Below are 20,763 nucleotides of genomic sequence, written 5' to 3' on the forward strand. Positions count from 1 at the left end.
CCGATGACCACCGTGATCGAGAAGAACCAGAAGAGCGGCCGCCTTGAGGTTGGCACCCCGCTGCTGGAGGTCAAGGACCTCCACGTGGAGTTCCACACCCGGGACGGCGTCGCGAAGGCCGTGAACGGAGTCAACTACTCCGTGGCCGCCGGCGAGACCCTCGCGGTGCTCGGCGAGTCCGGCTCCGGCAAGTCGGTGACCGCCCAGACCATCATGGGCATCCTCGACATGCCGCCCGGCAAGATCAGCCAGGGCCAGATCCTCTTCCGCGGGCAGGACATGCTCGCGATGAAGGAGGAGGACCGCCGGCAGATCCGCGGCCAGAAGATCGCGATGATCTTCCAGGACGCGCTGTCCTCGCTGAACCCCGTGATGACCGTCGGCGCGCAGCTCGGCGAGATGTTCCGGGTGCACCGCGGCTCCTCCAAGAAGGAGGCCCGGGAGAAGGCGATCGAGCTGATGGAGCGGGTGCGCATCCCCGCCGCCCGCCAGCGCGTCGGCGACTACCCGCACCAGTTCTCCGGCGGTATGCGCCAGCGCATCATGATCGCCATGGCGCTCTCCATGGAGCCCGACCTGATCATCGCGGACGAGCCCACCACCGCCCTGGACGTCACCGTCCAGGCCCAGGTGATGGACCTGCTCGCGGAGCTGCAGGCCGAGTACAACATGGGCCTGATCCTGATCACCCACGACCTCGGCGTGGTCGCCGACGTCGCGGACAAGATCGCCGTGATGTACGCGGGCCGGATCGTCGAGACCGCCCCGGTGCACGAGCTGTACGCCAACCCGGCGCACCCGTACACCAAGGGCCTGCTCCGCTCCATCCCGCGCCTGGACCAGAAGGGCCAGGAGCTGTACGCGATCAAGGGCCTGCCCCCGAACCTGCTGAAGGTCCCGGCCGGCTGCGCGTTCAACCCCCGCTGTGACGTCGCCACCGACCTGTGCCGCACGGAGATCCCGAAGCTGCACCAGGTGACCGACAAGGACGGCAAGGAGCTCACCGGCCGCCGCAGCGCGTGCCACCTCTGGAAGGAGACCCTCCATGGCTGAGCCCATCCTGGAGGTCAAGGACCTGGTCAAGCACTACCCGCTGACCCAGGGCATCCTCTTCAAGAAGCAGGTCGGCGCCGTCAAGGCCGTCGACGGCGTCTCCTTCGAGCTGGCGAGGGGCGAGACCCTCGGCATCGTCGGCGAGTCCGGCTGTGGCAAGTCCACGCTGGCCAAGGTGCTGATGAACCTGGAGCGGGCCACCTCCGGCCAGGTCCTGTTCAAGGGCGAGGACATCTCCAAGCTGTCCGGCGCGGGCCTCAAGGCCGTCCGCCGGAACATCCAGATGGTGTTCCAGGACCCGTACACCTCGCTGAACCCCCGTATGACGGTCGGCGACATCATCGGGGAGCCGTTCGAGATCCACCCCGAGGTGGCTCCGAAGGGCGACCGCCGCAAGGCCGTCCAGGACCTGCTGGACGTCGTGGGCCTGAACCCGGAGTACATCAACCGGTACCCGCACCAGTTCTCCGGCGGTCAGCGCCAGCGCATCGGCATCGCCCGCGGCCTCGCGCTCAAGCCCGAGATCATCATCTGCGACGAGCCCGTCTCCGCCCTGGACGTCTCCGTCCAGGCGCAGGTGATCAACCTGCTGGAGCAGCTGCAGGACGAGTTCGAGCTCTCCTACATGTTCATCGCGCACGACCTCTCCATCGTCCGGCACATCTCCGACCGCGTCGGCGTGATGTACCTCGGCAAGATGGTCGAGATCGGCAGCGACGAGGAGATCTACGAGAACGCCACCCACCCGTACACCCAGGCGCTGCTGTCCGCGGTGCCGGTGCCGGACCCGACCGCTCGCGAGTCCCGCGACCGGATCATCCTGACCGGTGACATCCCGTCGCCGGCCAACCCGCCGTCCGGCTGCCGCTTCCGCACCCGCTGCTGGAAGGCGGAGGAGCGCTGCTCGACCGAGGTCCCGCTGCTGGCGGTGCCCGAGGTGCTGAGCGGCCCGGCCAAGCACCAGTCGGCCTGCCACTTCGCCGAGGTCCGGGAGACGGCCGCCGCCTGATCCCGTCCACTCCGCCCGGAAGGGCCCGCGGCCTCGCGCCGCGGGCCCTTCCGGCGTTCCGTCAACTCCCCGGGGCCTCCCGTGCACCCGTCCGGGGGTACCCGGCTCGCGCCGCCGCGCGGGCGCGCTTCTCATGGGGTGTGATGCGTCACACACCTTGAGGAGGGACCTCCATGCCCGCAGCCACCCGTGCTCGATGGGTCCTCGCCGCAGCGACGTCCGTGGCCCTGGTGGCCAGCGGGTGCAGCAGCGGAAGCGACGGCGGCAGCAGCGGCTCGTCGGACACCAGCAAGACCTTCAGCTACCAGAGCACCGAGCCGCAGAACCCGCTCCAGCCGGCGAACGCCAACGAGACGGGTGGTGGGCGCATCCTGCAGAACCTGTTCAAGGGGCTGGTGGACTACGACCCGAGCAACGCCAAGCTCCGGATGCAGGTCGCGGACACGATCGAGACCAGCGACGCCCAGACCTTCAACGTGACGCTGAAGGACGGCTGGACGTTCCACGACGGGACCCCGGTCCACGCCAAGAACTTCGTGGACGCCTGGAACTGGGCCGCGACCACGACCAACAACCAGATCAACGGCTCCTGGTTCTCCGACATCGAGGGCTACCAGGACGTCCACCCGGCGAGCGGCCAGCCGACCACGAACAAGATGTCCGGGCTGACCGTCGTGGACGACCTGCACTTCACGGTGAAGCTGAACAGCAAGGTCTCCTACTTCGAGTACAAGCTGGGTTACATCGCCTTCTCCCCGCTCCCGGACGCCTTCTTCAACGACCCGGCCGGGTACGGCCAGAAGCCGGTCGGCAACGGCGCCTACCAGTTCGTCAGCTGGGACCACAACCAGCAGGTGGTCACCAAGGCGTACCCGAACTACCAGGGCGTCGACAAGCCGAAGAACGGCGGCGTCGTCTTCAAGATCTACAGCACCTCCGAGGCCGCCTACGCCGATCTCCAGTCCAACAACCTGGACGTGATCGACCAGGTGCCCCCGTCGGCGCTGGCCACCTACAAGAGCGACCTCGGCGACCGGGCGATCGACGCCCCGCAGGGCGCCATCCAGAACATCGGCTTCACCCTCTACCAGCCCGACTGGGCCCCGCCGGAGAAGGCCAAGGTCCGCCAGGGCCTGTCGATGGCGATCGACCGCGACACCATCACCAAGACGGTGCTCCAGGGCTCCCGCAAGGCGGCCTCGGCCTGGGTCGCCGAGGGCGTCGAGGGCTACAAGGAGGGCCAGTGCGGTGACAACTGCAAGTTCGACCCGGCCAAGGCCAAGCAGCTGATCGCCGAGGGCGGCGGCGTCCCCGGCAACAGGCTGACGATCACCTACAACGCGGACGGCGGCCACAAGGAGTGGGTCGACGCCGTCTGCAACTCGATCCGGCAGAGCACCGGCGTGGACTGCGTGGGCGACCCGAAGCCCGACTTCAAGACGGCCCGGGCGGCCATCACCGGGCACCAGATCAACGGCGCGTTCCGCACCGGCTGGGTGCAGGACTACCCGCTGAACGCCAACTTCCTCGCCGACGTCTACCGCACCGGCGCCGCGTCCAACGACTTCGGCTACAGCAGCCCGCAGTTCGACCAGCTCGCCAACCAGGCCGACCAGGCCGCCAGCGTGTCCGACACGGTGACCGGCTACCAGCAGGCCGAGGCCGTGCTGGCGCAGGACATGCCGGCCGTCCCGCTCTGGTACTACCGCACCAACTCGGGCTACTCCACCAAGGTGCAGAACGTCACGTTCGACTCCTTCGGCAACCCCGCCTGGACCCAGGTCGAGGTCAAGGGCTGATCAGCCCCCCAGCGCCGGCCCCGCCCTCCCCGCACGGAGGGCGGGGCCCGGGCACTCGGTCAGATACCTAGGAAGGAGGCTCGGATGGGCAGTTATGTGCTGCGTCGGGTGCTGCAGATGATCCCGGTGTTCTTCGGCACCACACTGCTGATCTTCCTGATGGTCTACACGCTGCCGGGCGACCCGGTCGCGGCGCTGTTCGGGGACAAGGCCGCCGACCCCGCCGTGGTGGCCAACCTCAAGCACAAGTACTACCTGGACCAGCCGCTCTGGAAGCAGTACCTGCACTACATGGGGAACCTCTTCCAGGGGGACTTCGGCACCAGCTTCACCGGCCGGCCGGTCACCGAGATCATGGCGGACGCCTTCCCGGTCACGATCCGGATGGCCCTGATGGCCTTCCTCTTCGAGATGATCTTCGGCCTCTGCCTGGGCGTGGTCTCCGGACTGAAGCGCGGCAGCGTCCAGGACACCCTGGTGCTGGTCCTCACCCTGCTGGTGATCTCGATCCCGGTCTTCGTGCTGGCCTACATCGCCCAGACGGTCTTCGCGACCAACCTGGGCTGGGTCACCCCGACGGTGCAGGACTCCACGGACCTCTCACAACTGATCCTGCCGGCCATCGTGCTGGGCTCGCTCTCACTCGCGTACGTCGCCCGGCTCACCCGGACCTCGATCGGCGAGAACCTGCGGGCCGACTACATGCGCACGGCGGTCGCCAAGGGCCTGCCCCGGCGGACCATCATCACCCGGCACCTGCTGCGCAACTCGCTGATCCCGGTGGTCACCTTCCTCGGCACCGACCTGGGCGCGCTGATGGGCGGCGCGATCGTGACCGAGGGGATCTTCAACGTGCAGGGCATCGGCAACGTCCTGTACCGGGCGATCAACCAGAAGGAGGGGCCCACCATCGTCGGCATCGTGACCGTCCTGGTGATCGTCTACCTGGTCGCCTCCCTCATCGTCGACCTGCTCTACGCGGTCCTGGACCCGAGGATCCGCTATGCCTGACATGCACGACGAGAGCTCGTACGAACGGCATCCCAAGCCGGGCCTGGACCACCTGGACTACGCCGGCGAGCAGGGCATGGCGGTCGAGCAGGAGACCCTGGTCGAGCCCGACCCGGTCAAGCGGGAAGAGGCCCGCAGCCTCTGGGGCGACGCCTGGCGGGACCTCCGGCGGCGGCCGATCTTCCTGATCTCCGCGGTGCTGATCGTGCTGCTGATCGTGATGGCGATCTTCCCCTGGGCGTTCACCGACGCCGACCCGCGCAAGGCCGACCTGATCAACGACTACCTCAAGCGGCCGGACTGGACGGACTTCTTCGGCGCCGGCTGGTTCGGCTACGACGGGCAGGGCCGGTCCATCTACGCCCGGGTGGTGTACGGCGCCCGGGCCTCGATCACCGTCGGCATCTGCGTCACCGCCGCGGTGACCCTGCTCGGCGGACTGGCCGGCATGGTGGCCGGCTTCTTCGGCGGCGGCGTGGACGCCGTGATCTCCCGGATCATCGACGTCTTCTTCGGCATCCCGCTGCTGCTCGGCGCGCTGGTGCTGCTGAACGCGTTCTCCCACCGCACGGTGTGGAGCGTGGTGATCGCGCTCGCCTTCCTCGGCTGGACGCAGATCGCCCGCGTCATGCGCGGTGCGGTGCTGACGGTCAAGCAGTCCGACTACGTGGTGGCCGGCCGGGCGCTCGGCGCCGGGACCGGGCGGCTGATGCTGCGGCACATCCTGCCGAACGCGGTCGCCCCGGTGATCGTGGTGGCCACCATCGCCCTCGGCGGCTACATCGCCACCGAGGCGACGCTGAGCTTCCTCGGCATCGGCCTCCAGGACCCGACCATCTCCTGGGGCATCGACATCTCCTCCGCCCAGAAGGTGATCCGGACCGCCCCGTACGTGATGTTCTTCCCGGCCGCGGCGCTCTCCATCACCGTGCTGGCCTTCATCATGCTGGGCGACGCGGTGCGCGACGCCCTCGACCCGAAGCTTCGCTGAGCGAGGGGACGCATCGTGACCACAGCAGTCGATACCGGCAGAACCGGGCGGAAGCAGCCCTACGAGGGCCCGCTGCTCGACGTCCGCGACCTGCACGTCGAGTTCGTCACCCGGGACGGGGTGGCCAGGGCGGTCAACGGGGTCAACTACAGCGTGTCGGCGGGGGAGACGCTGGCGGTGCTCGGCGAGTCCGGTTCGGGCAAGTCGGTGACCGCGCAGGCGATCATGGGCATCCTGGACATGCCGCCGGCCCGCATCCCCCGCGGCGAGATCCGGTTCCGCGGGCAGGACATGCTCACCATGGGCAAGGAGGAGCGGCGGAAGATCCGCGGGCAGAAGATCGCGATGATCTTCCAGGACGCGCTCTCCTCGCTCAACCCGGTCCTCACGGTGGGCTTCCAGCTCGGCGAGATGTTCCGCGCCCACCACGGCACCTCGCGCAAGGAGGCCAAGGAGAAGGCGATCGAGCTGATGGACCGGGTGCGCATCCCGGCCGCGAAGGACCGGGTGGGGGACTACCCGCACCAGTTCTCGGGCGGCATGCGCCAGCGCATCATGATCGCGATGGCGCTGGCGCTGGAGCCGGACCTGATCATCGCGGACGAGCCCACCACCGCCCTGGACGTCACCGTCCAGGCCCAGGTGATGGACCTGCTCGCGGAGCTCCAGTCCGAGTACCACATGGGCCTGATCCTGATCACCCACGACCTCGGCGTGGTCGCCGACGTCGCGGACAAGATCGCCGTGATGTACGCGGGCCGGATCGTCGAGACCGCCCCGGTGCACGAGCTGTACGCGCGCCCGGCGCACCCGTACACCAGGGGGCTGCTGGACTCGATCCCGCGCCTGGACCAGAAGGGCCAGGAGCTGTACGCGATCAAGGGCCTGCCGCCCAACCTGCTGCGGATCCCGCCGGGCTGCGCGTTCAACCCGCGCTGCCCGCGGGCGCAGGACGTCTGCCGGCAGCAGGTGCCGGAGCTGTTCCCGGTCGCCGAGGACGACGGCACCGAGGTGGCGGGCCGGGGCAGTGCCTGCTTCTTCTGGAAGGAGACCCTCCATGAGCGCTGACGGGACGGGCACGGGCGGGGCGGGCTCCGGCGGGGCGACCGCTTCCGGTGCCGGGGCTTCGGGTGCTTCGGGTGCCGGGGCTTCGGGCGTCGGCGCTTCGGGCATCGGTGCTTCCGGGCCGCGGGGCGACGGCGCGACCGTCGTCGGGGCGGCCGAGGTGCCGGTGGAGGCGGTCTTCGCCCAGGAGGTGGCGCGCGGTGAGCCGATCCTGGAGGTCCGCGACCTGGTCAAGCACTTCCCGCTGACCAAGGGCGTGCTGTTCAAGAAGCAGGTCGGCGCGGTGAAGGCGGTCGACGGGGTCTCCTTCGACCTGATGCAGGGCGAGACGCTGGGCATCGTCGGCGAGTCCGGCTGCGGCAAGTCGACGCTGGCCAAGGTGCTGATGAACCTGGAGCCGGCCACCGGCGGATCGGTGCGCTACAAGGGGGAGGAGATCTCCCGGCTCTCCGGGGCGGGGCTGAAGGCGGTGCGGCGGAACATCCAGATGGTGTTCCAGGACCCGTACACCTCGCTGAACCCGCGCATGACGGTCGGCGACATCATCGGGGAGCCGTTCGAGATCCACCCCGAGGTGGCTCCGAAGGGGGACCGCCGCAAGGCCGTCCAGGACCTGCTGGACGTCGTGGGCCTGAACCCGGAGTACATCAACCGGTACCCGCACCAGTTCTCCGGCGGTCAGCGCCAGCGCATCGGCATCGCCCGCGGCCTGGCGCTCAAGCCCGAGATCATCATCTGCGACGAGCCCGTCTCGGCCCTGGACGTCTCCGTCCAGGCGCAGGTGATCAACCTGCTGGAGCAGCTCCAGGGGGAGTTCAACCTCTCGTACATGTTCATCGCGCACGACCTCTCCATCGTCCGGCACATCTCCGACCGCGTCGGCGTGATGTACCTCGGCAAGATGGTCGAGATCGGCAGTGACCTGGAGATCTACGACCACGCCACCCACCCGTACACCCAGGCGCTGCTGTCCGCCGTCCCGGTGCCGGACCCGACCGCGCGCCAGACCCGGGACCGGATCGTGCTCACGGGCGACGTGCCCTCGCCGGCCAACCCGCCGTCCGGCTGCCGCTTCCGCACCCGCTGCTGGAAGGCGCAGGAGCGCTGCTCGACCGAGGTCCCGCTGCTGGCCGCTCCGGCCTGGCTGGACGGTCTCGCGGCGCACGACTCGGCGTGCCACTTCGCGGCGGAGCGCGGACCGGGGGACCGGGCGCCGGAGGGGGAGCCCGGGGACGGGCCCGGGGGAGAGCCCGGGAGCGGCCCGGAAACCGTTTGACACCGGGCGTACGCCCCACTCGCAGAGCGCGTCCTCCGAACGGAGGGCGCGCTCTCGCGTTGTGGGCCGCCGACCTGCGGGAATTCCCCGGAGGGGGGCTCCCGGCATGTCCGGGAATGATCATTACGCTTCGTAAAGCGCCGAATACCGGTGCTATTTGTTCGTTATTCGGAAAGTGGAATTGACGGCTCCGAGCGCGATATGGAGGAATTTGCCGAGTATTGTCACGGGTTGGTCTGAGCATGTAATTGAAAAGAGATGTGACGGCGATTCCACCGAAGGGGTCGGGTGATCGATAGTTGCTCTGCGCGTATCAGTGGTCACCTCGCCACCTGTGCGGATCGGCCCTGAGATGTCGACCTTCGCCATGCCCGGCACACCGACTGGCGAGGCGCCGTTCGTTCGTAAGCCCCTAAATCGAGGAGCAGTTGAATGAGGCTCACCAAGACGATGCGTTGGACCGCGCTGGCGGCGTGCACCGCGCTCGCGGTCTCGGCCTGCACCACCAGCAGCGGCAAGAAGTCCTCGGACGGGGACGCCGGCGCGGGCAAGAAGGGCGGCTCGATCAGCGTCGAGCTGGGTGAGCCGCAGCACGGCCTGGTGCCGCAGAACACCGCGGAGTCCGAGGGCTCCGAGGTGCTCAACGCGCTCTTCGCCGGCCTGGTCGACTACGACATCAAGGACAACTCGCCGAAGCTGCGGGTCGCCGAGTCGATCGAGACCGCGGACGCCACCCTCTGGACGATCAAGCTCAAGGACGGCTACACCTTCCACAACGGTGAGAAGGTCACCGCGCAGTCCTTCGTCGACGCCTGGAACTACGGGGCGAACCAGGCCAACGCGCAGGAGGCCATGCCGTTCTTCGACAAGATCGTCGGGTCCGAGGAGCTCGCGCCGGGCAAGGACAAGACCCCCACCGCGGACAAGCTCAAGGGCCTCAAGGTCGTCGACGACAAGACCTTCACGGTGACCCTCAAGGCGCCGTTCTCGCAGTTCAAGACCATGCTCGGCTACAACGCCTTCTTCCCGCTCCCGAAGGCCTTCTTCACCGACACCAAGGCCTTCGAGGAGGCGCCGATCGGCAACGGCGCCTTCCAGATCGACGGGAAGTGGGAGCACAACAAGCAGATCAAGGTCAAGCGCTACGAGAACTTCCCGGCGTCGGACGGCAAGGCCAAGCTGGATTCCGTCACCTTCAAGATTTACGACAAGCTGGAAACGGCGTACAACGACCTGCGCGCGAACAACATCCAGATCACCGACAAGCTGCCGATCTCGGCGATGGCGACGGTCGCCCAGGAGTTCGGCGACCGCTACATCTACAAGCCGGAATCCGGCGTCGGGTACATCGGATTCCCGATCGCCACCAACCCGGCGTTCCAGAACCCGGGCCTGCGCAAGGCGATCTCCATGGCGATCGACCGCGAGGCGATCACCAAGACGATTTTCTCGGGCACCCGCAAGCCGGCCGACGACTTCATCAGCCCGATCATTCCGGGATACCGGCAGGGCGCGCTCGGCGAGGTCGCCACGTACAACCCGGCGAAGGCCAAGGAGCTCTTCACCCAGTCCGGCGGCCTGCCCGGCAACACGATCGAGATCGGGTACAACGCCGACGGCGGCCACAAGGAGTGGATCGAGGCGGTCGGCAACCAGCTGAAGAAGAACCTCGGCATCGAGGTCACCTTCAAGCCGTTCGAGAAGTTCGGCGCCATCCTCACCGCGCTGGGCGAGAAGAAGTACTCCGGCGCCTTCCGCATGGCCTGGTCGATGGACTACCCGTCGATCGAGAACTACCTGCGCCCGATCTTCTCCAAGGTCGCCATCGAGAACGGGTCCAACTACGGCGGCTACGTGAACGAGGACTTCGAGGCCGCGCTGGCCAAGGCCGACGCGGCCAGGGAGGACGCCGAGGGCATCAAGCTCTACCAGGCCGCCGACGACATCCTCATCAAGGACCTGCCGTACATCCCGGTCTACACCTACATGTCCTCCGCGGCCTACACCAAGGGCGTCAAGAACGTGAACGTCAACGCCCAGGGGCAGATGGACCTGGCCAACGTCGAACTGGCCTGACCGTCCCCCAGCTGACCGGCACGCCGCGGCGGGCGGCGCGGGAAACCCCCGCGCCGCCCGGCTGAGGCGTGCCCCTGACCATGAGGAGACCGCATGGGCCGCTATGTGGTCCGCCGGATCATCCAGGCCATACCTGTGATCCTCGGCGCGACGTTCCTTATCTACGCACTGGTCTTCCTGCTGCCTGGGGATCCCATCACGGCACTGGCCGGTGAGAAGCGACAGGACCCGGCCGTCGTGGCCGTCCTGCGGGACCGGTACAACCTCGACGACCCGTTCTTCCTCCAGTACTGGCACTACCTGGTCGGCCTCTTCCAGGGCGACTTCGGTGAGGACTACCGCGGCAACCAGGTCGTGGACGTGATGAAGACGGCCTTCCCGTACACCATCAACCTGGCGCTCATCGCGATCGTCATCGAGATGGTCGTGGGCATCACCGCCGGCGTGATCGCCGCCCTGCGGCGCGGCCGGTTCATCGACAACGTGGTGCTGATCTCCACCCTGATGGTCATCTCGATCCCGGTCTTCGTGATCGGCTTCGTGCTCCAGCTGGTCCTCGGGGTGAAGCTGAACACCGATCTGGGCATCGACTTCTTCCCGGTCTCCTTCAACGAGGAGGCGGGCCTGCGGTCCTACCTGCTACCCGCCTACGTCCTCGCCTCGACCTCGCTGGCGTACGTCGCGCGGCTCACCCGGACCAGCCTGATCGAGGTGATGCGGGCCGACTACGTCCGCACGGCGGTCGCCAAGGGGCTCAGCCCGCTTCGGGTGGTGGTCCGGCACGGGCTGCGCAACGCGCTGATCCCGATCGTCACCTTCCTCGGCATGGACCTCGGCGGGCTGATGGGCGGCGCGGTGATCACCGAGGGCATCTTCAACATCCCCGGCGTCGGACACCAGCTCTTCCAGTCCGTCTACCTGAGGGAACGGACCATCGTCGTGGGCATCGTGAGCGCCCTGGTGATGGTCTACCTGTTCGCCAACCTGGTGGTCGACCTGCTGTACGCCGTCCTGGACCCGAGGATCCGCTATGAGTGAGCCGACGAAGCGCGAGGACGCGACGGTGGCGATCCCCGGGCAGCCCGCTGCCGGGGACGCCGCGAGCGGGCCGGCGGCCGGGGCCGCGCCGCTCGCCGGGGCGCCGCTCGACGAGAAGGGCCCGGACGGGAAGGAGAGCCCGGACGGCAAGGCCCCCGCCGCCGCGAAGGGCCCGGACGGGAAGGAGAGCCCGGACGGCAAGGCCCCCGCCGCGAAGGGCAAGGACGGCGGCGAACGGGTCGCCAGCCTCTGGACCGACGCCTGGTACGACCTGCGCCGCAACCCGCTGTTCCTGATCGGCGGGTTCCTCGTGCTGTTCATGGTGATCCTGGCCGTCGTCCCGGGGCTGTTCACCGACGGGGACCCGCGCGCGGGCGGCTTCTGCAACCTGGCCGACTCGCTGAAGCGGCCCAGCGCCGACCACTGGTTCGGCTTCGACGTCCAGGGCTGCGACATCTACACCCGCACGGTGTGGGGCGCCCGCAACTCGATCATCGTCGGCCTGGTCACCACCACGCTGGTGGTCGCCATCGGCGGCATGCTCGGCCTCTGGGCCGGCTGGATCGGCGGCTTCTGGGACAGCGTGCTCTCCCGGGTCACCGAGATCTTCTTCGCCATCCCGCTGCTGCTCGGCGGCATGCTGATCATGTCCACCTGGGGCAAGGGCAACGCCTGGACGGTCTCCGCGGTGATGGCCGTGCTCGGCTGGCCGCAGATCTACCGGCTGATGCGCTCGGCGGTGCTCTCCAACAAGCACAACGACTACGTGGTGGCGGCCCGGGCCCTGGGCGCCGGTACCGGGCGGATCGTCGGCCGGCACATCCTGCCGAACGCGGTCGCGCCGGTGATCGTGGTCTCGACCATCAACCTGGGCGTCTACATCGGCGCCGAGGCCGCGCTCTCCTACCTCGGCATCGGCATCCAGTCCCCGGCGATCTCCTGGGGTCTGATGATCAGCGACGCCCAGTCCCGCTTCCTGAACGCCCCGCACGTGCTGCTCTTCCCGGCGGCGGTGCTGAGCATCACCGTGCTCGCGTTCATCATGCTCGGCGACGCGGTGCGCGACGCCCTCGACCCGAAGCTGCGCTGAGGAGGGCCGCGGACCATGACTGATCTGACCAAGCCGACGGCGGAGGACGGCGCGGCGCGCCGGAACGCGGTGGAAGTGCTGGGCGGCGGCCGGGAGAACCTGGTGCCCGGTACCCCGCTGCTGGAAGTCGAGGACCTGCACATCGAGTTCCACACCCGGGACGGCGTCGCCAAGGCCGTCAACGGCGTGAGCTACTCGGTGTCGGCGGGCGAGACGCTGGCGGTGCTCGGCGAGTCCGGTTCGGGCAAGTCGGTGACCGCGCAGGCGATCATGGGCATCCTGGACATGCCGCCCGGCAAGATCACCGCCGGCTCGATCCGGTTCCGGGGCGAGAACCTGCTCGCCATGAGCCCCAAGGCCCGGCGGGCGGTGCGCGGCCGGAAGATCGCGATGATCTTCCAGGACGCGCTGTCCTCGCTGAACCCGGTGCTGAGCGTCGGCTACCAGCTCGGCGAGATGTTCCGGGTGCACCAGGGGGCCACGCGCAAGGAGGCCAAGGAGAAGGCGATCGAGCTGATGGAGCGGGTGCGCATCCCCGCGGCCAAGGAGCGGGTCGGCGACTACCCGCACCAGTTCTCGGGCGGTATGCGCCAGCGCATCATGATCGCGATGGCGCTGGCGCTGGAGCCGGACCTGATCATCGCGGACGAGCCCACCACCGCCCTGGACGTCACCGTCCAGGCCCAGGTGATGGACCTGCTCGCGGAGCTGCAGGCCGAGTTCAACATGGGCCTGATCCTGATCACCCACGACCTCGGCGTGGTCGCCGACGTCGCGGACAAGATCGCCGTGATGTACGCGGGCCGGATCGTCGAGACGGCGCCGGTGCACGAGTTGTACGCGCGCCCGGCCCACCCGTACACCAAGGGCCTGCTCAACTCGATCCCGCGCCTGGACCAGAAGGGCCAGAACCTCTACGCCATCCAGGGCCTGCCGCCGAGCCTGCTGCGGATCCCGGACGGCTGTGCCTTCAACCCGCGCTGCGACCGGGCGCAGGACGTCTGCGGTACCGAACTCCCGCGGCTGGTACCGGTGCTGGACGCCGAGGGGGCCGACCTTCCGGGTCGCCGCAGCGCCTGCCACTTCTGGAAGGAGACCCTCCATGGCTGAGCCGATCCTGGAGGTCAAGGACCTGGTCAAGCACTACCCGCTGACCCAGGGCGTCGTCTTCAAGAAGCAGGTCGGCGCGGTCCGGGCCGTGGACGGCGTCTCCTTCCGGCTGGCCAAGGGCGAGACGCTGGGCATCGTCGGCGAGTCCGGCTGCGGCAAGTCGACGCTGGCCAAGGTGCTGATGAACCTGGAGCGGGCCACCTCCGGCCAGGTCCTGTTCAAGGGGGAGGAGATCTCGCGTCTCTCCGGGGCGGGGCTGAAGGCGGTGCGGCGGAACATCCAGATGGTGTTCCAGGACCCGTACACGTCACTGAACCCGCGCATGACGGTCGGCGACATCATCGGGGAGCCGTTCGAGATCCACCCCGAGGTGGCTCCGAAGGGGGACCGCCGCAAGGCCGTCCAGGACCTGCTGGACGTCGTGGGCCTGAACCCGGAGTACATCAACCGGTACCCGCACCAGTTCTCCGGCGGTCAGCGCCAGCGCATCGGGATCGCCCGCGGCCTGGCGCTCAAGCCGGAGGTCATCATCTGCGACGAGCCCGTCTCAGCCCTGGACGTCTCCGTCCAGGCGCAGGTGATCAACCTGCTGGAGCAGCTGCAGGACGAGTTCGAGCTCTCGTACATGTTCATCGCGCACGACCTCTCGATCGTCCGGCACATCTCCGACCGGGTCGGCGTGATGTACCTCGGCAGGATGGTCGAGATCGGGACGGAGGAGCAGATCTACTCCCACCCGACGCACCCGTACACCCAGGCGCTGCTGTCCGCCGTGCCGGTGCCGGACCCGACCGGGCGCGAGCACCGCGAGCGGATCCTGCTCAGCGGTGACATCCCGTCGCCGGCCAACCCGCCGTCCGGCTGCCGCTTCCGCACCCGCTGCTGGAAGGCGGAGGAGCGCTGCTCGACCGAGGTCCCGCTGCTGGCGGTGCCCGCGGTGCTGAGCGGGCCGGCCGCGCACGAGTCGGCCTGCCACTTCGCGGAGGTGCGGGACGTGATCGGCGCGGGCTGAGCCCCGTGGTGGACGGGCCCCGGAGTCGCGCGGACTCCGGGGCCCGTCCGCGTCCCCGGCGGGCACCCCGAGGGGCCCGTACGCGTTCCGGCGGGTGGCCCCAGGCTTTCCGGTCCCTCAGGCCTCCCAGGACCCCGCAGGACCCCTCAGCGTCCCCGGAACGGCCGGGGCGCCCGCCCGGGCGTCACTTCTGGAAGCCGACGTTCTCCCAGACGATGTCGGAGAGGCCCTGGGCGCCGATGTTGGCCAGGTTGGCGCGGGCGCCGTACAGCTGCGGGCGCTGGTAGAGCGGCAGCACGCCGGCCACCTTCCACAGCTCCCCGTCGGCCTGGTTGATCGCCTCGAAGGCGGTGGCCGCGTCGACCGCGCCGGCCGCCCGGTCGAGTGCGGTGTCGACCGCCGGGCTGCCGGCCTGGGAGTGGTTGGTGCCGCCGTTCTGGACGAAGTTGGCCCGGTTGCCGCTGGCCGGGAACGGCGTGCCGAGCAGCGAGTAGGCGGCGATGTCGAAGTCCCGCCGGTTGACGTACTTGTCGAAGAACTCGTTGGCGTCGGCGGTGACGGTGGTGACCTTGACGCCGACGTCCTTGAGGTTCCTGGTGGTGACCGCGGCCTCGTTCTGCGCCTGGGTGACGCCGGCCGGGATGACCATCCGCAGGTTGAGCTCCCGGCCGTCCTTGCGGCGGACGTCGCCGTCGAGCCTCCAGCCGGCCGCGTCGAGCTTGCGGACCGCCTCGGCCGGGTCGTACCGGCTGAGGCCCAGCGAGTTGTCCCGGTAGGCGTTCTGGTTGGCCACCAGCAGGTGGTTGTTGAGGATGACGGTCGGCCAGTCGAGGCCGGCCAGGTCGGTGCGGGTGATGGTGTCCCGGTTGATCGCCTGGAACACCGCCTGGCGGACCGACGGGTCGGTGAGCGCGGGGCTCCTGCCGTTCAGCGTGAACTGCCGGAAGTCGGGCCCGCCGGCCCGCCGGACGGCGGCCCCCCGGGTGCTCCGGATCAGCTGGTAACCCGCCACGTCGGGGCCGTTGTTGAAGAAGTCGATCTCGCCCTTGGCGAAGGCGGCGGCCATCGTGTTGGGGAGCATCGCGTGGAAGACGATCCGGTCCAGCAGGGGCTTCTCGCCCCACCAGGCGGGGTCGGCGACCAGGGTGACGGTCTGCGTCGCCCGGTCCAGCCGCTCCACCTTGAACGGGCCCGCGGTGACCGGGATCGCCTCCAGGTAGGCGGTGTTGAACAGGTCGGGCGTGGAGATCCGGCTCGCCGGGAGCAGCGGGGCGTTGGCGGCGCCGTTGAACATCGACTGCCACTCGGAGAACGGACGCTCGAAGGTCATCACGGCCTGGTAGTCGTCCTTGCCCCGCTCGACGGCGGAGACCAGCTCGAAGCCGGTGCTGCTGGCGGTCTTGTAGGCCTGGTCCCGGCCGTTCAGGGCCCGCCAGTTGGCCTCGACGTCGCGCCAGGTGATCGGTGCGCCGTCGGACCAGCGGGCCTTGGGGTTGAGCGTCCAGACCACGACCTGGCGGCCGTCCCGCTGCTCGGCGTGCGCGTCCTGGAGGTAGGCCGGGTTGGGGGTCTGGGTGCCGGCCGCGTCGGAGCGGAAGAAGGTCGGCAGCAGCGGCTTGGTGACGGCGATGGTGGAGGACTCGCTGCCGTCGGTCTGGATCGGCGACCACTGGGTGGAGTACTGGGCCACCGCGACGTGCAGGGTGCCGCCCTGGCGGAGCTCGGCGCGGTCGTGCGGGTTGATGTCGACGGCGGTGAGCTTGGGCGTCTCGATCGAACTCGGTACGGCCCGCGCCCCGCCGGACCCGGAGGCGCAGGAGCAGAGCGTCAGTGACAGCGAGACGGCGGTGAGGCCGGCGAGCAGGGCCGTACGGTGGGGCAGGGGGCGGCCCATGGCGGTTCTCCCGGGGCGGATGCGGCGGATGGTACGGCGTCACATCTTGCTGACCCGGGAGCGGGGTTGTCGAGGGGCGGACCCGGATCCGGGCCCGCCCCTCGGCGCGGGGCGCGGTCGCCCCGGTGCTGCGGTCGGACGGCGGACCCGTCAGACGGTGAACTTGACGGTGCGGTCCTTGTCGCCGGTCTTGTCCAGCACGGAGGTGATCGCGTCGGCGACGTCCTGCGGGGTGATCGGGACGGACTGGCCGTTCTTCTTCATCTTGACCTTGTCGAAGACGCCGCCCAGCTGGCCGTTGAGCGCGTCGAGGTCCCACTTGGGCACGATCTTGCCGTTGGCGTCCGGTACCAGGGTCAGCGTCTTGGAGGCGACCTTGGGTCCGAAGCTCCAGGTCTTGGTGCCGGCCTGGATGCGGATGGTGCCGTTGACCGCGGACTTGCCGAGGGTGTCCGCGGCGCCCTGCAGCGCCTGGGGGGAGTTCTTCGGCTGGGCGGCCGTCACGGACAGCGCGACGGGCTGCTCGGACCGGCCGGCGGCGCGGTCGCGGTAGGCCGCGTCGACCAGGTCGACCGCGGAGCCGGAGTCCACGGCCTGGCCGGCCTTGCCGGGGACCACGACGACCTCGCCGTTCTCGCCGAACTTGACGTAGCCCTCCTGCAGGCCCTGGCCGGAGCCGGCGGCAAGGGCGTCCAGGGCGGCCTTGAGCTTGGCCCGGTCGACCTTGACCTCCGGCGGGACGGCCTTCTCGTCGCCCTTGAGGGACTTGAAGACGTCGACCGGGTTGTAGGAGTGCTGGGTGAGCTGGTCGACGGTGGCGGTGGTGTCGAAGCTCAGACCGGCGGCGGTCGGGTCGAGGTCCAGCGTCTGCTCGCCGATCTTCAGCTTGACCGGCTGCCGGCCGGCCTTGCCGACGGACTCGTCGAGCTGGTGGATGGCCTGGTCGCGGTTGCTGCCGCCGATGTCGGTGCCGAGGACGACGGTGCCCTTGGGGATGTCGGACTGGTTCAGCATCAGGCCGGTGCCGTACGCGGCGGCGCCGAGGAAGAGCACGCCGGCGACCGCGTAGGTGCCGAGCTTGACCAGCTTCTTGGCGGCGCTGGGTTTGCGCTTGGCGGGGGTGGCGGCGGCGGGCTTGGGCGCGGCCGGCTGCGGTGCGGGGGCCGCGGCCGGACCGGGGGCGGGCGCACCGGCGTCCGGGCCGCCGTGCGGCTGCGGGCCGGGGGCGGGCTCGAAGGGCGCGGGCTCGAACGCGGCGGGGGCGTACGGGTCGGCCGGTGCGGGGTCGTAGGGGGAGCCGGGCTCGCCCTGGCGGAGGGGCGCGCCGGGGAAGAGGCCGCCGGGGGCCGGGGCGCCGTTCGCGCCGGAGACCGGTGGGCGCTGGGCGGCGAACGCGTCGGAGCCGGCCGGGGCACCGGGGAACAGGCCGGGCTGCGGGGCGCCGTTCGGGGCGCCGGCGCCGGGCGTGCCGGGTATGGCGGTGCGCGGGGCGTCGTCGCGGATCGGGGCGAAGCCGTCGACCGAGGTGTCCTCGGGGTTCGCCGCGCCGGGCCCGCCGGGCCGCGGGCGCCCGGCGCCCGGGGCGAACGGGTCGTTGGCGGGGCCCGGGCCGAACGGGTCGGCCGGGGCGTCCGCGTAGACGCCGGCCTCCTCCGCCGGGAGCTCCGGACCGGCGCCGAACGGCGAGGCCGGCGCACCGGTCGGGCGCGGGGCCGGGGCCGGGGCCGGAGCCTGGGCCTGGGCGGGCACCGGGCGGCCGTTCGGGCGGGTCGCGCCGGGGCGGCCGGTGTTCGGGCGGCTGCCGTTCGGCTGGGCGCCGTTGCGCCGCCGGTCGGCCTCGGGCGCGGGGGCCGGGGTCGGGGCGGGAGCCGGGGCGGCGGAGGCCGCCGCGGCGGCCGGGGCGCCGACCGGGGCCGGGGCCGTGGCCGGCGCGTCGCCGGCCTTCTTCTGCCGCGGCCGGAACCACGCGCCGGTCGACTCGGCCTCGGAGGTGGCCGGCGGGATCTGCCACTCCGGCGGCAGGTTCGGCGGGGTCGCCGTGCGGGCGGCGCCGTCCATCACGCCGAGCACGGGGGAGGAGGGCGCGGCGGAGCGGTGCCGGGGGCCGGCGGGCTCGGCGGGGGCGGGCGCCGGGGCGTCCTCACCCGGTCCGTCCTCGTTCTTGACGGCGCTGCGGACCACCACCGGGGGGATCGGGCGCGAGCCGGGGATGTTGATCCGGACGCGGGTGGTGACGGTGGTCTCGGTCTTGGGGGACTCGTCGTCGCCCTCCGGAGCCGAGCCCTTGGCGGCGCCGGCACCCGTGCGGTCGCCGCCGGGGAAACCCGGTGTGCCGTAGGGCGGGGTGCCCGACGGGTAGGCGTCCGGGCCCGTGCGCCGAGGCGTCGGGTGGGCGTTCTCAGATTCGCGGCTGCTCAATGCTGCTCTGCTCCGGGTTCGCGGGCCGGGCCGTGCGGCGCGACCGCGGTGGTCGGCGCCGGACCTGGCGGGCGGCGTCGGGTACGGCGTTCTGCGGCACCACCATACTGGGAAGAACCGAGCGGTGAACCGGTTCGGATAGAACCCGATACGTCCGGTTCCTCCGGTATGAGAGTACGACCGGGTGGTCCTGACTGCTCGTCGTGCCGACCCACGGTACGCGGCTCGGCGGGCCCGTCAGCGCGGCGGGCCGGGTACTCCGGGGAACCAGCTGCTCCTGGTCGGCAGGGTGGCGCAGATCACGCCCAGGATCGAGCCGACGAACAGCCAGGCGAGCGACGTGGCATTGGTCCAGAGCACGTTGTCGCCCTCGGGGCGGGGCACCATCAGCAGCATCAGGGCCAGGAACCAGCCGGCCGCCGGCACCGCCGCGCCGAGCCTGGTCCCGGTCACCCGCAGACCGGCGTAGAAGGTCGCGGCGGTGGCGGCGAGCGCCAACAGGATCCCCACCGGCGGCCACAAGGCCTGCACAAACGCTCCGCACACCGAGACCGCGACGCCCAGCGGAAAGAACAGGACATAAGCCGTGATCCGGGCGGCGCGCGAGGGCTGGGACTCCTTCAGCCGCTCCTCCCGGGTGCCGAGGACGGCCGCCGGGATCGAGCGGCGCTGCGGCCGGGCTTCGGCGGGCGCGGTCATCGGGCATCCTCCTGGGGGAGTGCGGGAGCGGCCTCGTCGAGACCGGCGAAGAGGTCGTCCTCCGGCAGCCGCGGACCGGCCTGGCCGCGCACCAGCTGGTAGTACTCGGTCGGGACCAGCGGCTGGCCGAGGTCGTTGGAGAGCGCGAAGAAGGCGCCGTCCACGGTGATCTGGGTGGCGTGCGCGGCCATCGCCGCGGCCTTGCGGTCCGCGTACGCGGCGCCGTCCAGCACGGTGGTGACCACCTCGTCGGCGACCACCCCGGGGACGTCCGCGGGCTCCGCCACGCCCGGGAACGGCGCTTCGGCGGCCGCCTCGGCGAGGCCCTTCCCGATCACCGAGCGGGGCATCCGGTTCCAGTACACCTTGGCGATCCGCCAGGCCGCGCCCAGCTCGGGCCGGTACGCGGGGTCGGCGGCCAGCTCGTACGCGCGCATGGCGACCCGGTGCGCCTGGATGTGGTCCGGGTGCCCGTAGCCGCCGTCCTCGTCGTAGGTGACCAGGACCTGCGGGCGCACCTCGCGGACCACCGCGACCAGCCGCCCGGCCGCCTCGTCCACGTCGGCCCGCCAGAAGCAGCCCGGCACGTCGTTGTCGGGCACGCCCATCATCCCGGAGTCGCGGTAGCGCCCCGGGCCGCCGAGGAAGCGGAAGTCGGTGACCCCCAGCGCGCCCATCGCCTCGGTCAGCTCGCCGATCCGGTACGCGCCGAGGGTGTCCTCCCGATCGGCCGTCAGGTGGGCCAGCTCCGGCGGGATCACCTCGCCGCCCTCGCCGAGGGTGCAGGTCACCAGGGTGACGCGGGCGCCCTCGGCGGCGTACCTGGCCATCGTCGCGCCGTTGCCGATCGACTCGTCGTCGGGATGGGCGTGCACCAGGAGCAGGCGGCGGCCGGCAGTCACGGTCATGGGAGCAGCCTAACGACCGGCCGGCCGGGGTCAGAGCTTCAGGCCGTTGATCATCCCGGCGAGGTTGCTGGTGACCTGGCTGATCGAGGGGGCGATGGAGCTGGACGCCAGGTAGAAGCCGAGCAGCGCGCAGACGATGGCGTGCGCGAGCTTCAGGCCGGAGCGGCGGATCAGCACCACCACGATGACCAGCATCAGCATGGCTGCGGAGATGGACAGGGCCATGGCGGCTCACACCCCTTTTCTCGGGTGCGCCGCCCCTGGGGGAGGGCGGCGGTCGGGACCGTGCGGAATTGCGGCCGGGTGACCGGGGC

General features: G+C 70.3%; 17 protein-coding genes. 12 read left to right on the forward strand and 5 right to left on the reverse strand.

The features are described from left to right. Positions 1 to 3: 3 nt before the first annotated feature. The 12 genes from OG550_RS22690 to OG550_RS22745 all read left to right on the forward strand — a co-directional run bounded on the left by OG550_RS22690 (position 4) and on the right by OG550_RS22745 (position 14,530). Positions 4 to 1,053, forward strand: coding sequence for an ABC transporter ATP-binding protein (locus OG550_RS22690; RefSeq protein ID WP_327680349.1), 1,050 nt, complete (start codon positions 4 to 6; stop codon positions 1,051 to 1,053). Continuing rightward, positions 1,046 to 2,062, forward strand: coding sequence for an ABC transporter ATP-binding protein (locus OG550_RS22695; protein ID WP_327680351.1), 1,017 nt, complete (start codon positions 1,046 to 1,048; stop codon positions 2,060 to 2,062). Before OG550_RS22690 ends, OG550_RS22695 begins: the two co-directional genes overlap by 8 nt. A 173-nt stretch (positions 2,063 to 2,235) precedes the next feature. Further along, positions 2,236 to 3,861 carry a peptide ABC transporter substrate-binding protein gene (locus OG550_RS22700; RefSeq protein ID WP_327680353.1) on the forward strand — a complete coding sequence of 542 codons (1,626 nt, stop codon included), beginning with the start codon at positions 2,236 to 2,238 and terminating at the stop codon, positions 3,859 to 3,861. An 84-nt stretch (positions 3,862 to 3,945) separates the two neighbouring features. Further along, on the forward strand, positions 3,946 to 4,872 hold the full coding sequence (locus OG550_RS22705; protein ID WP_327680355.1) for an ABC transporter permease: 927 nt from the start codon (positions 3,946 to 3,948) through the stop codon (positions 4,870 to 4,872). 76 nt (positions 4,873 to 4,948) lie between these two features. After that, a complete protein-coding gene (locus OG550_RS22710; RefSeq protein ID WP_327684058.1) occupies positions 4,949 to 5,863 on the forward strand; it encodes an ABC transporter permease in 915 nt (304 codons plus the stop codon). 15 nt (positions 5,864 to 5,878) lie between these two features. Beyond that, positions 5,879 to 6,931 carry an ABC transporter ATP-binding protein gene (locus OG550_RS22715; protein ID WP_327680357.1) on the forward strand — a complete coding sequence of 351 codons (1,053 nt, stop codon included), beginning with the start codon at positions 5,879 to 5,881 and terminating at the stop codon, positions 6,929 to 6,931. Then, the gene (locus OG550_RS22720; protein WP_327680358.1) at positions 6,921 to 8,204 is read left to right on the forward strand and encodes an ABC transporter ATP-binding protein; all 1,284 of its coding nucleotides are present in this window, start codon (positions 6,921 to 6,923) and stop codon (positions 8,202 to 8,204) included. The genes OG550_RS22715 and OG550_RS22720 overlap by 11 nt, the downstream gene beginning before the upstream one ends. Before the next feature lie 432 nt (positions 8,205 to 8,636). Continuing rightward, positions 8,637 to 10,280 carry a peptide ABC transporter substrate-binding protein gene (locus OG550_RS22725; protein WP_327680360.1) on the forward strand — a complete coding sequence of 548 codons (1,644 nt, stop codon included), beginning with the start codon at positions 8,637 to 8,639 and terminating at the stop codon, positions 10,278 to 10,280. A 93-nt stretch (positions 10,281 to 10,373) separates the two neighbouring features. Beyond that, positions 10,374 to 11,318 (forward strand): ABC transporter permease, encoded by a 945-nt coding sequence (locus tag OG550_RS22730; protein WP_327680361.1) that lies wholly within the window; start codon positions 10,374 to 10,376, stop codon positions 11,316 to 11,318. Further along, the gene (locus OG550_RS22735) at positions 11,311 to 12,408 is read left to right on the forward strand and encodes an ABC transporter permease subunit (protein WP_442906054.1); all 1,098 of its coding nucleotides are present in this window, start codon (positions 11,311 to 11,313) and stop codon (positions 12,406 to 12,408) included. Before OG550_RS22730 ends, OG550_RS22735 begins: the two co-directional genes overlap by 8 nt. A gap of 15 nt (positions 12,409 to 12,423) precedes the next feature. Further along, positions 12,424 to 13,518, forward strand: a complete 1,095-nt coding sequence (locus OG550_RS22740; protein ID WP_327680363.1) for an ABC transporter ATP-binding protein — start codon at positions 12,424 to 12,426, stop codon at positions 13,516 to 13,518. Continuing rightward, the gene (locus OG550_RS22745; RefSeq protein WP_327680365.1) at positions 13,511 to 14,530 is read left to right on the forward strand and encodes an ABC transporter ATP-binding protein; all 1,020 of its coding nucleotides are present in this window, start codon (positions 13,511 to 13,513) and stop codon (positions 14,528 to 14,530) included. The genes OG550_RS22740 and OG550_RS22745 overlap by 8 nt, the downstream gene beginning before the upstream one ends. A 184-nt stretch (positions 14,531 to 14,714) precedes the next feature. Here the strand turns inward: OG550_RS22745 and OG550_RS22750 are convergent, their stop codons facing one another. The 5 genes from OG550_RS22750 to OG550_RS22770 form a co-directional block, all read right to left on the reverse strand. Next, the gene (locus OG550_RS22750) at positions 14,715 to 16,424 is read right to left on the reverse strand and encodes an ABC transporter family substrate-binding protein (RefSeq protein WP_327680367.1); all 1,710 of its coding nucleotides are present in this window, start codon (positions 16,422 to 16,424) and stop codon (positions 14,715 to 14,717) included. Between the two features lie 150 nt (positions 16,425 to 16,574). Continuing rightward, positions 16,575 to 18,842 (reverse strand): peptidoglycan binding domain-containing protein, encoded by a 2,268-nt coding sequence (locus tag OG550_RS22755; RefSeq protein ID WP_327680369.1) that lies wholly within the window; start codon positions 18,840 to 18,842, stop codon positions 16,575 to 16,577. Between the two features lie 237 nt (positions 18,843 to 19,079). Continuing rightward, entirely contained in the window at positions 19,080 to 19,541 is a 462-nt protein-coding gene (locus OG550_RS22760; protein WP_327680370.1) for a DUF6113 family protein, read from the reverse strand. Next, positions 19,538 to 20,449, reverse strand: a complete 912-nt coding sequence (gene mshB / locus OG550_RS22765; protein WP_327680372.1) for an N-acetyl-1-D-myo-inositol-2-amino-2-deoxy-alpha-D-glucopyranoside deacetylase — start codon at positions 20,447 to 20,449, stop codon at positions 19,538 to 19,540. The genes OG550_RS22760 and mshB overlap by 4 nt, the downstream gene beginning before the upstream one ends. Positions 20,450 to 20,479: 30 nt before the next feature. Then, positions 20,480 to 20,674, reverse strand: a complete 195-nt coding sequence (locus OG550_RS22770) for a DUF2304 family protein (RefSeq protein ID WP_030307746.1) — start codon at positions 20,672 to 20,674, stop codon at positions 20,480 to 20,482. Between the last annotated feature and the right edge of the window lie 89 nt (positions 20,675 to 20,763).

Origin of the sequence: Kitasatospora sp. NBC_00458 (assembly GCF_036013975.1) — a bacterium.
Taxonomy (GTDB): Bacteria; Actinomycetota; Actinomycetes; order Streptomycetales; family Streptomycetaceae; genus Kitasatospora.

Excerpts from the sequence above, each read along its gene's own strand:
- OG550_RS22730 (WP_327680361.1), top strand. The coding sequence starts at position 10,374 with ATGGGCCGCTATGTGGTCCGCCGGATCATCCAGGCCATACCTGTGATC.
- OG550_RS22760 (WP_327680370.1), bottom strand. The coding sequence starts at position 19,541 with ATGACCGCGCCCGCCGAAGCCCGGCCGCAGCGCCGCTCGATCCCGGCG.
- OG550_RS22710 (WP_327684058.1), top strand. The coding sequence starts at position 4,949 with ATGGCGGTCGAGCAGGAGACCCTGGTCGAGCCCGACCCGGTCAAGCGG.
- OG550_RS22695 (WP_327680351.1), top strand. The coding sequence starts at position 1,046 with ATGGCTGAGCCCATCCTGGAGGTCAAGGACCTGGTCAAGCACTACCCG.
- mshB (WP_327680372.1), bottom strand. The coding sequence starts at position 20,449 with ATGACCGTGACTGCCGGCCGCCGCCTGCTCCTGGTGCACGCCCATCCC.
- OG550_RS22745 (WP_327680365.1), top strand. The coding sequence starts at position 13,511 with ATGGCTGAGCCGATCCTGGAGGTCAAGGACCTGGTCAAGCACTACCCG.
- OG550_RS22700 (WP_327680353.1), top strand. The coding sequence starts at position 2,236 with ATGCCCGCAGCCACCCGTGCTCGATGGGTCCTCGCCGCAGCGACGTCC.
- OG550_RS22770 (WP_030307746.1), bottom strand. The coding sequence starts at position 20,674 with ATGGCCCTGTCCATCTCCGCAGCCATGCTGATGCTGGTCATCGTGGTG.
- OG550_RS22705 (WP_327680355.1), top strand. The coding sequence starts at position 3,946 with ATGGGCAGTTATGTGCTGCGTCGGGTGCTGCAGATGATCCCGGTGTTC.
- OG550_RS22740 (WP_327680363.1), top strand. The coding sequence starts at position 12,424 with ATGACTGATCTGACCAAGCCGACGGCGGAGGACGGCGCGGCGCGCCGG.
- OG550_RS22735 (WP_442906054.1), top strand. The coding sequence starts at position 11,311 with ATGAGTGAGCCGACGAAGCGCGAGGACGCGACGGTGGCGATCCCCGGG.
- OG550_RS22720 (WP_327680358.1), top strand. The coding sequence starts at position 6,921 with ATGAGCGCTGACGGGACGGGCACGGGCGGGGCGGGCTCCGGCGGGGCG.
- OG550_RS22750 (WP_327680367.1), bottom strand. The coding sequence starts at position 16,424 with ATGGGCCGCCCCCTGCCCCACCGTACGGCCCTGCTCGCCGGCCTCACC.
- OG550_RS22690 (WP_327680349.1), top strand. The coding sequence starts at position 4 with ATGACCACCGTGATCGAGAAGAACCAGAAGAGCGGCCGCCTTGAGGTT.
- OG550_RS22725 (WP_327680360.1), top strand. The coding sequence starts at position 8,637 with ATGAGGCTCACCAAGACGATGCGTTGGACCGCGCTGGCGGCGTGCACC.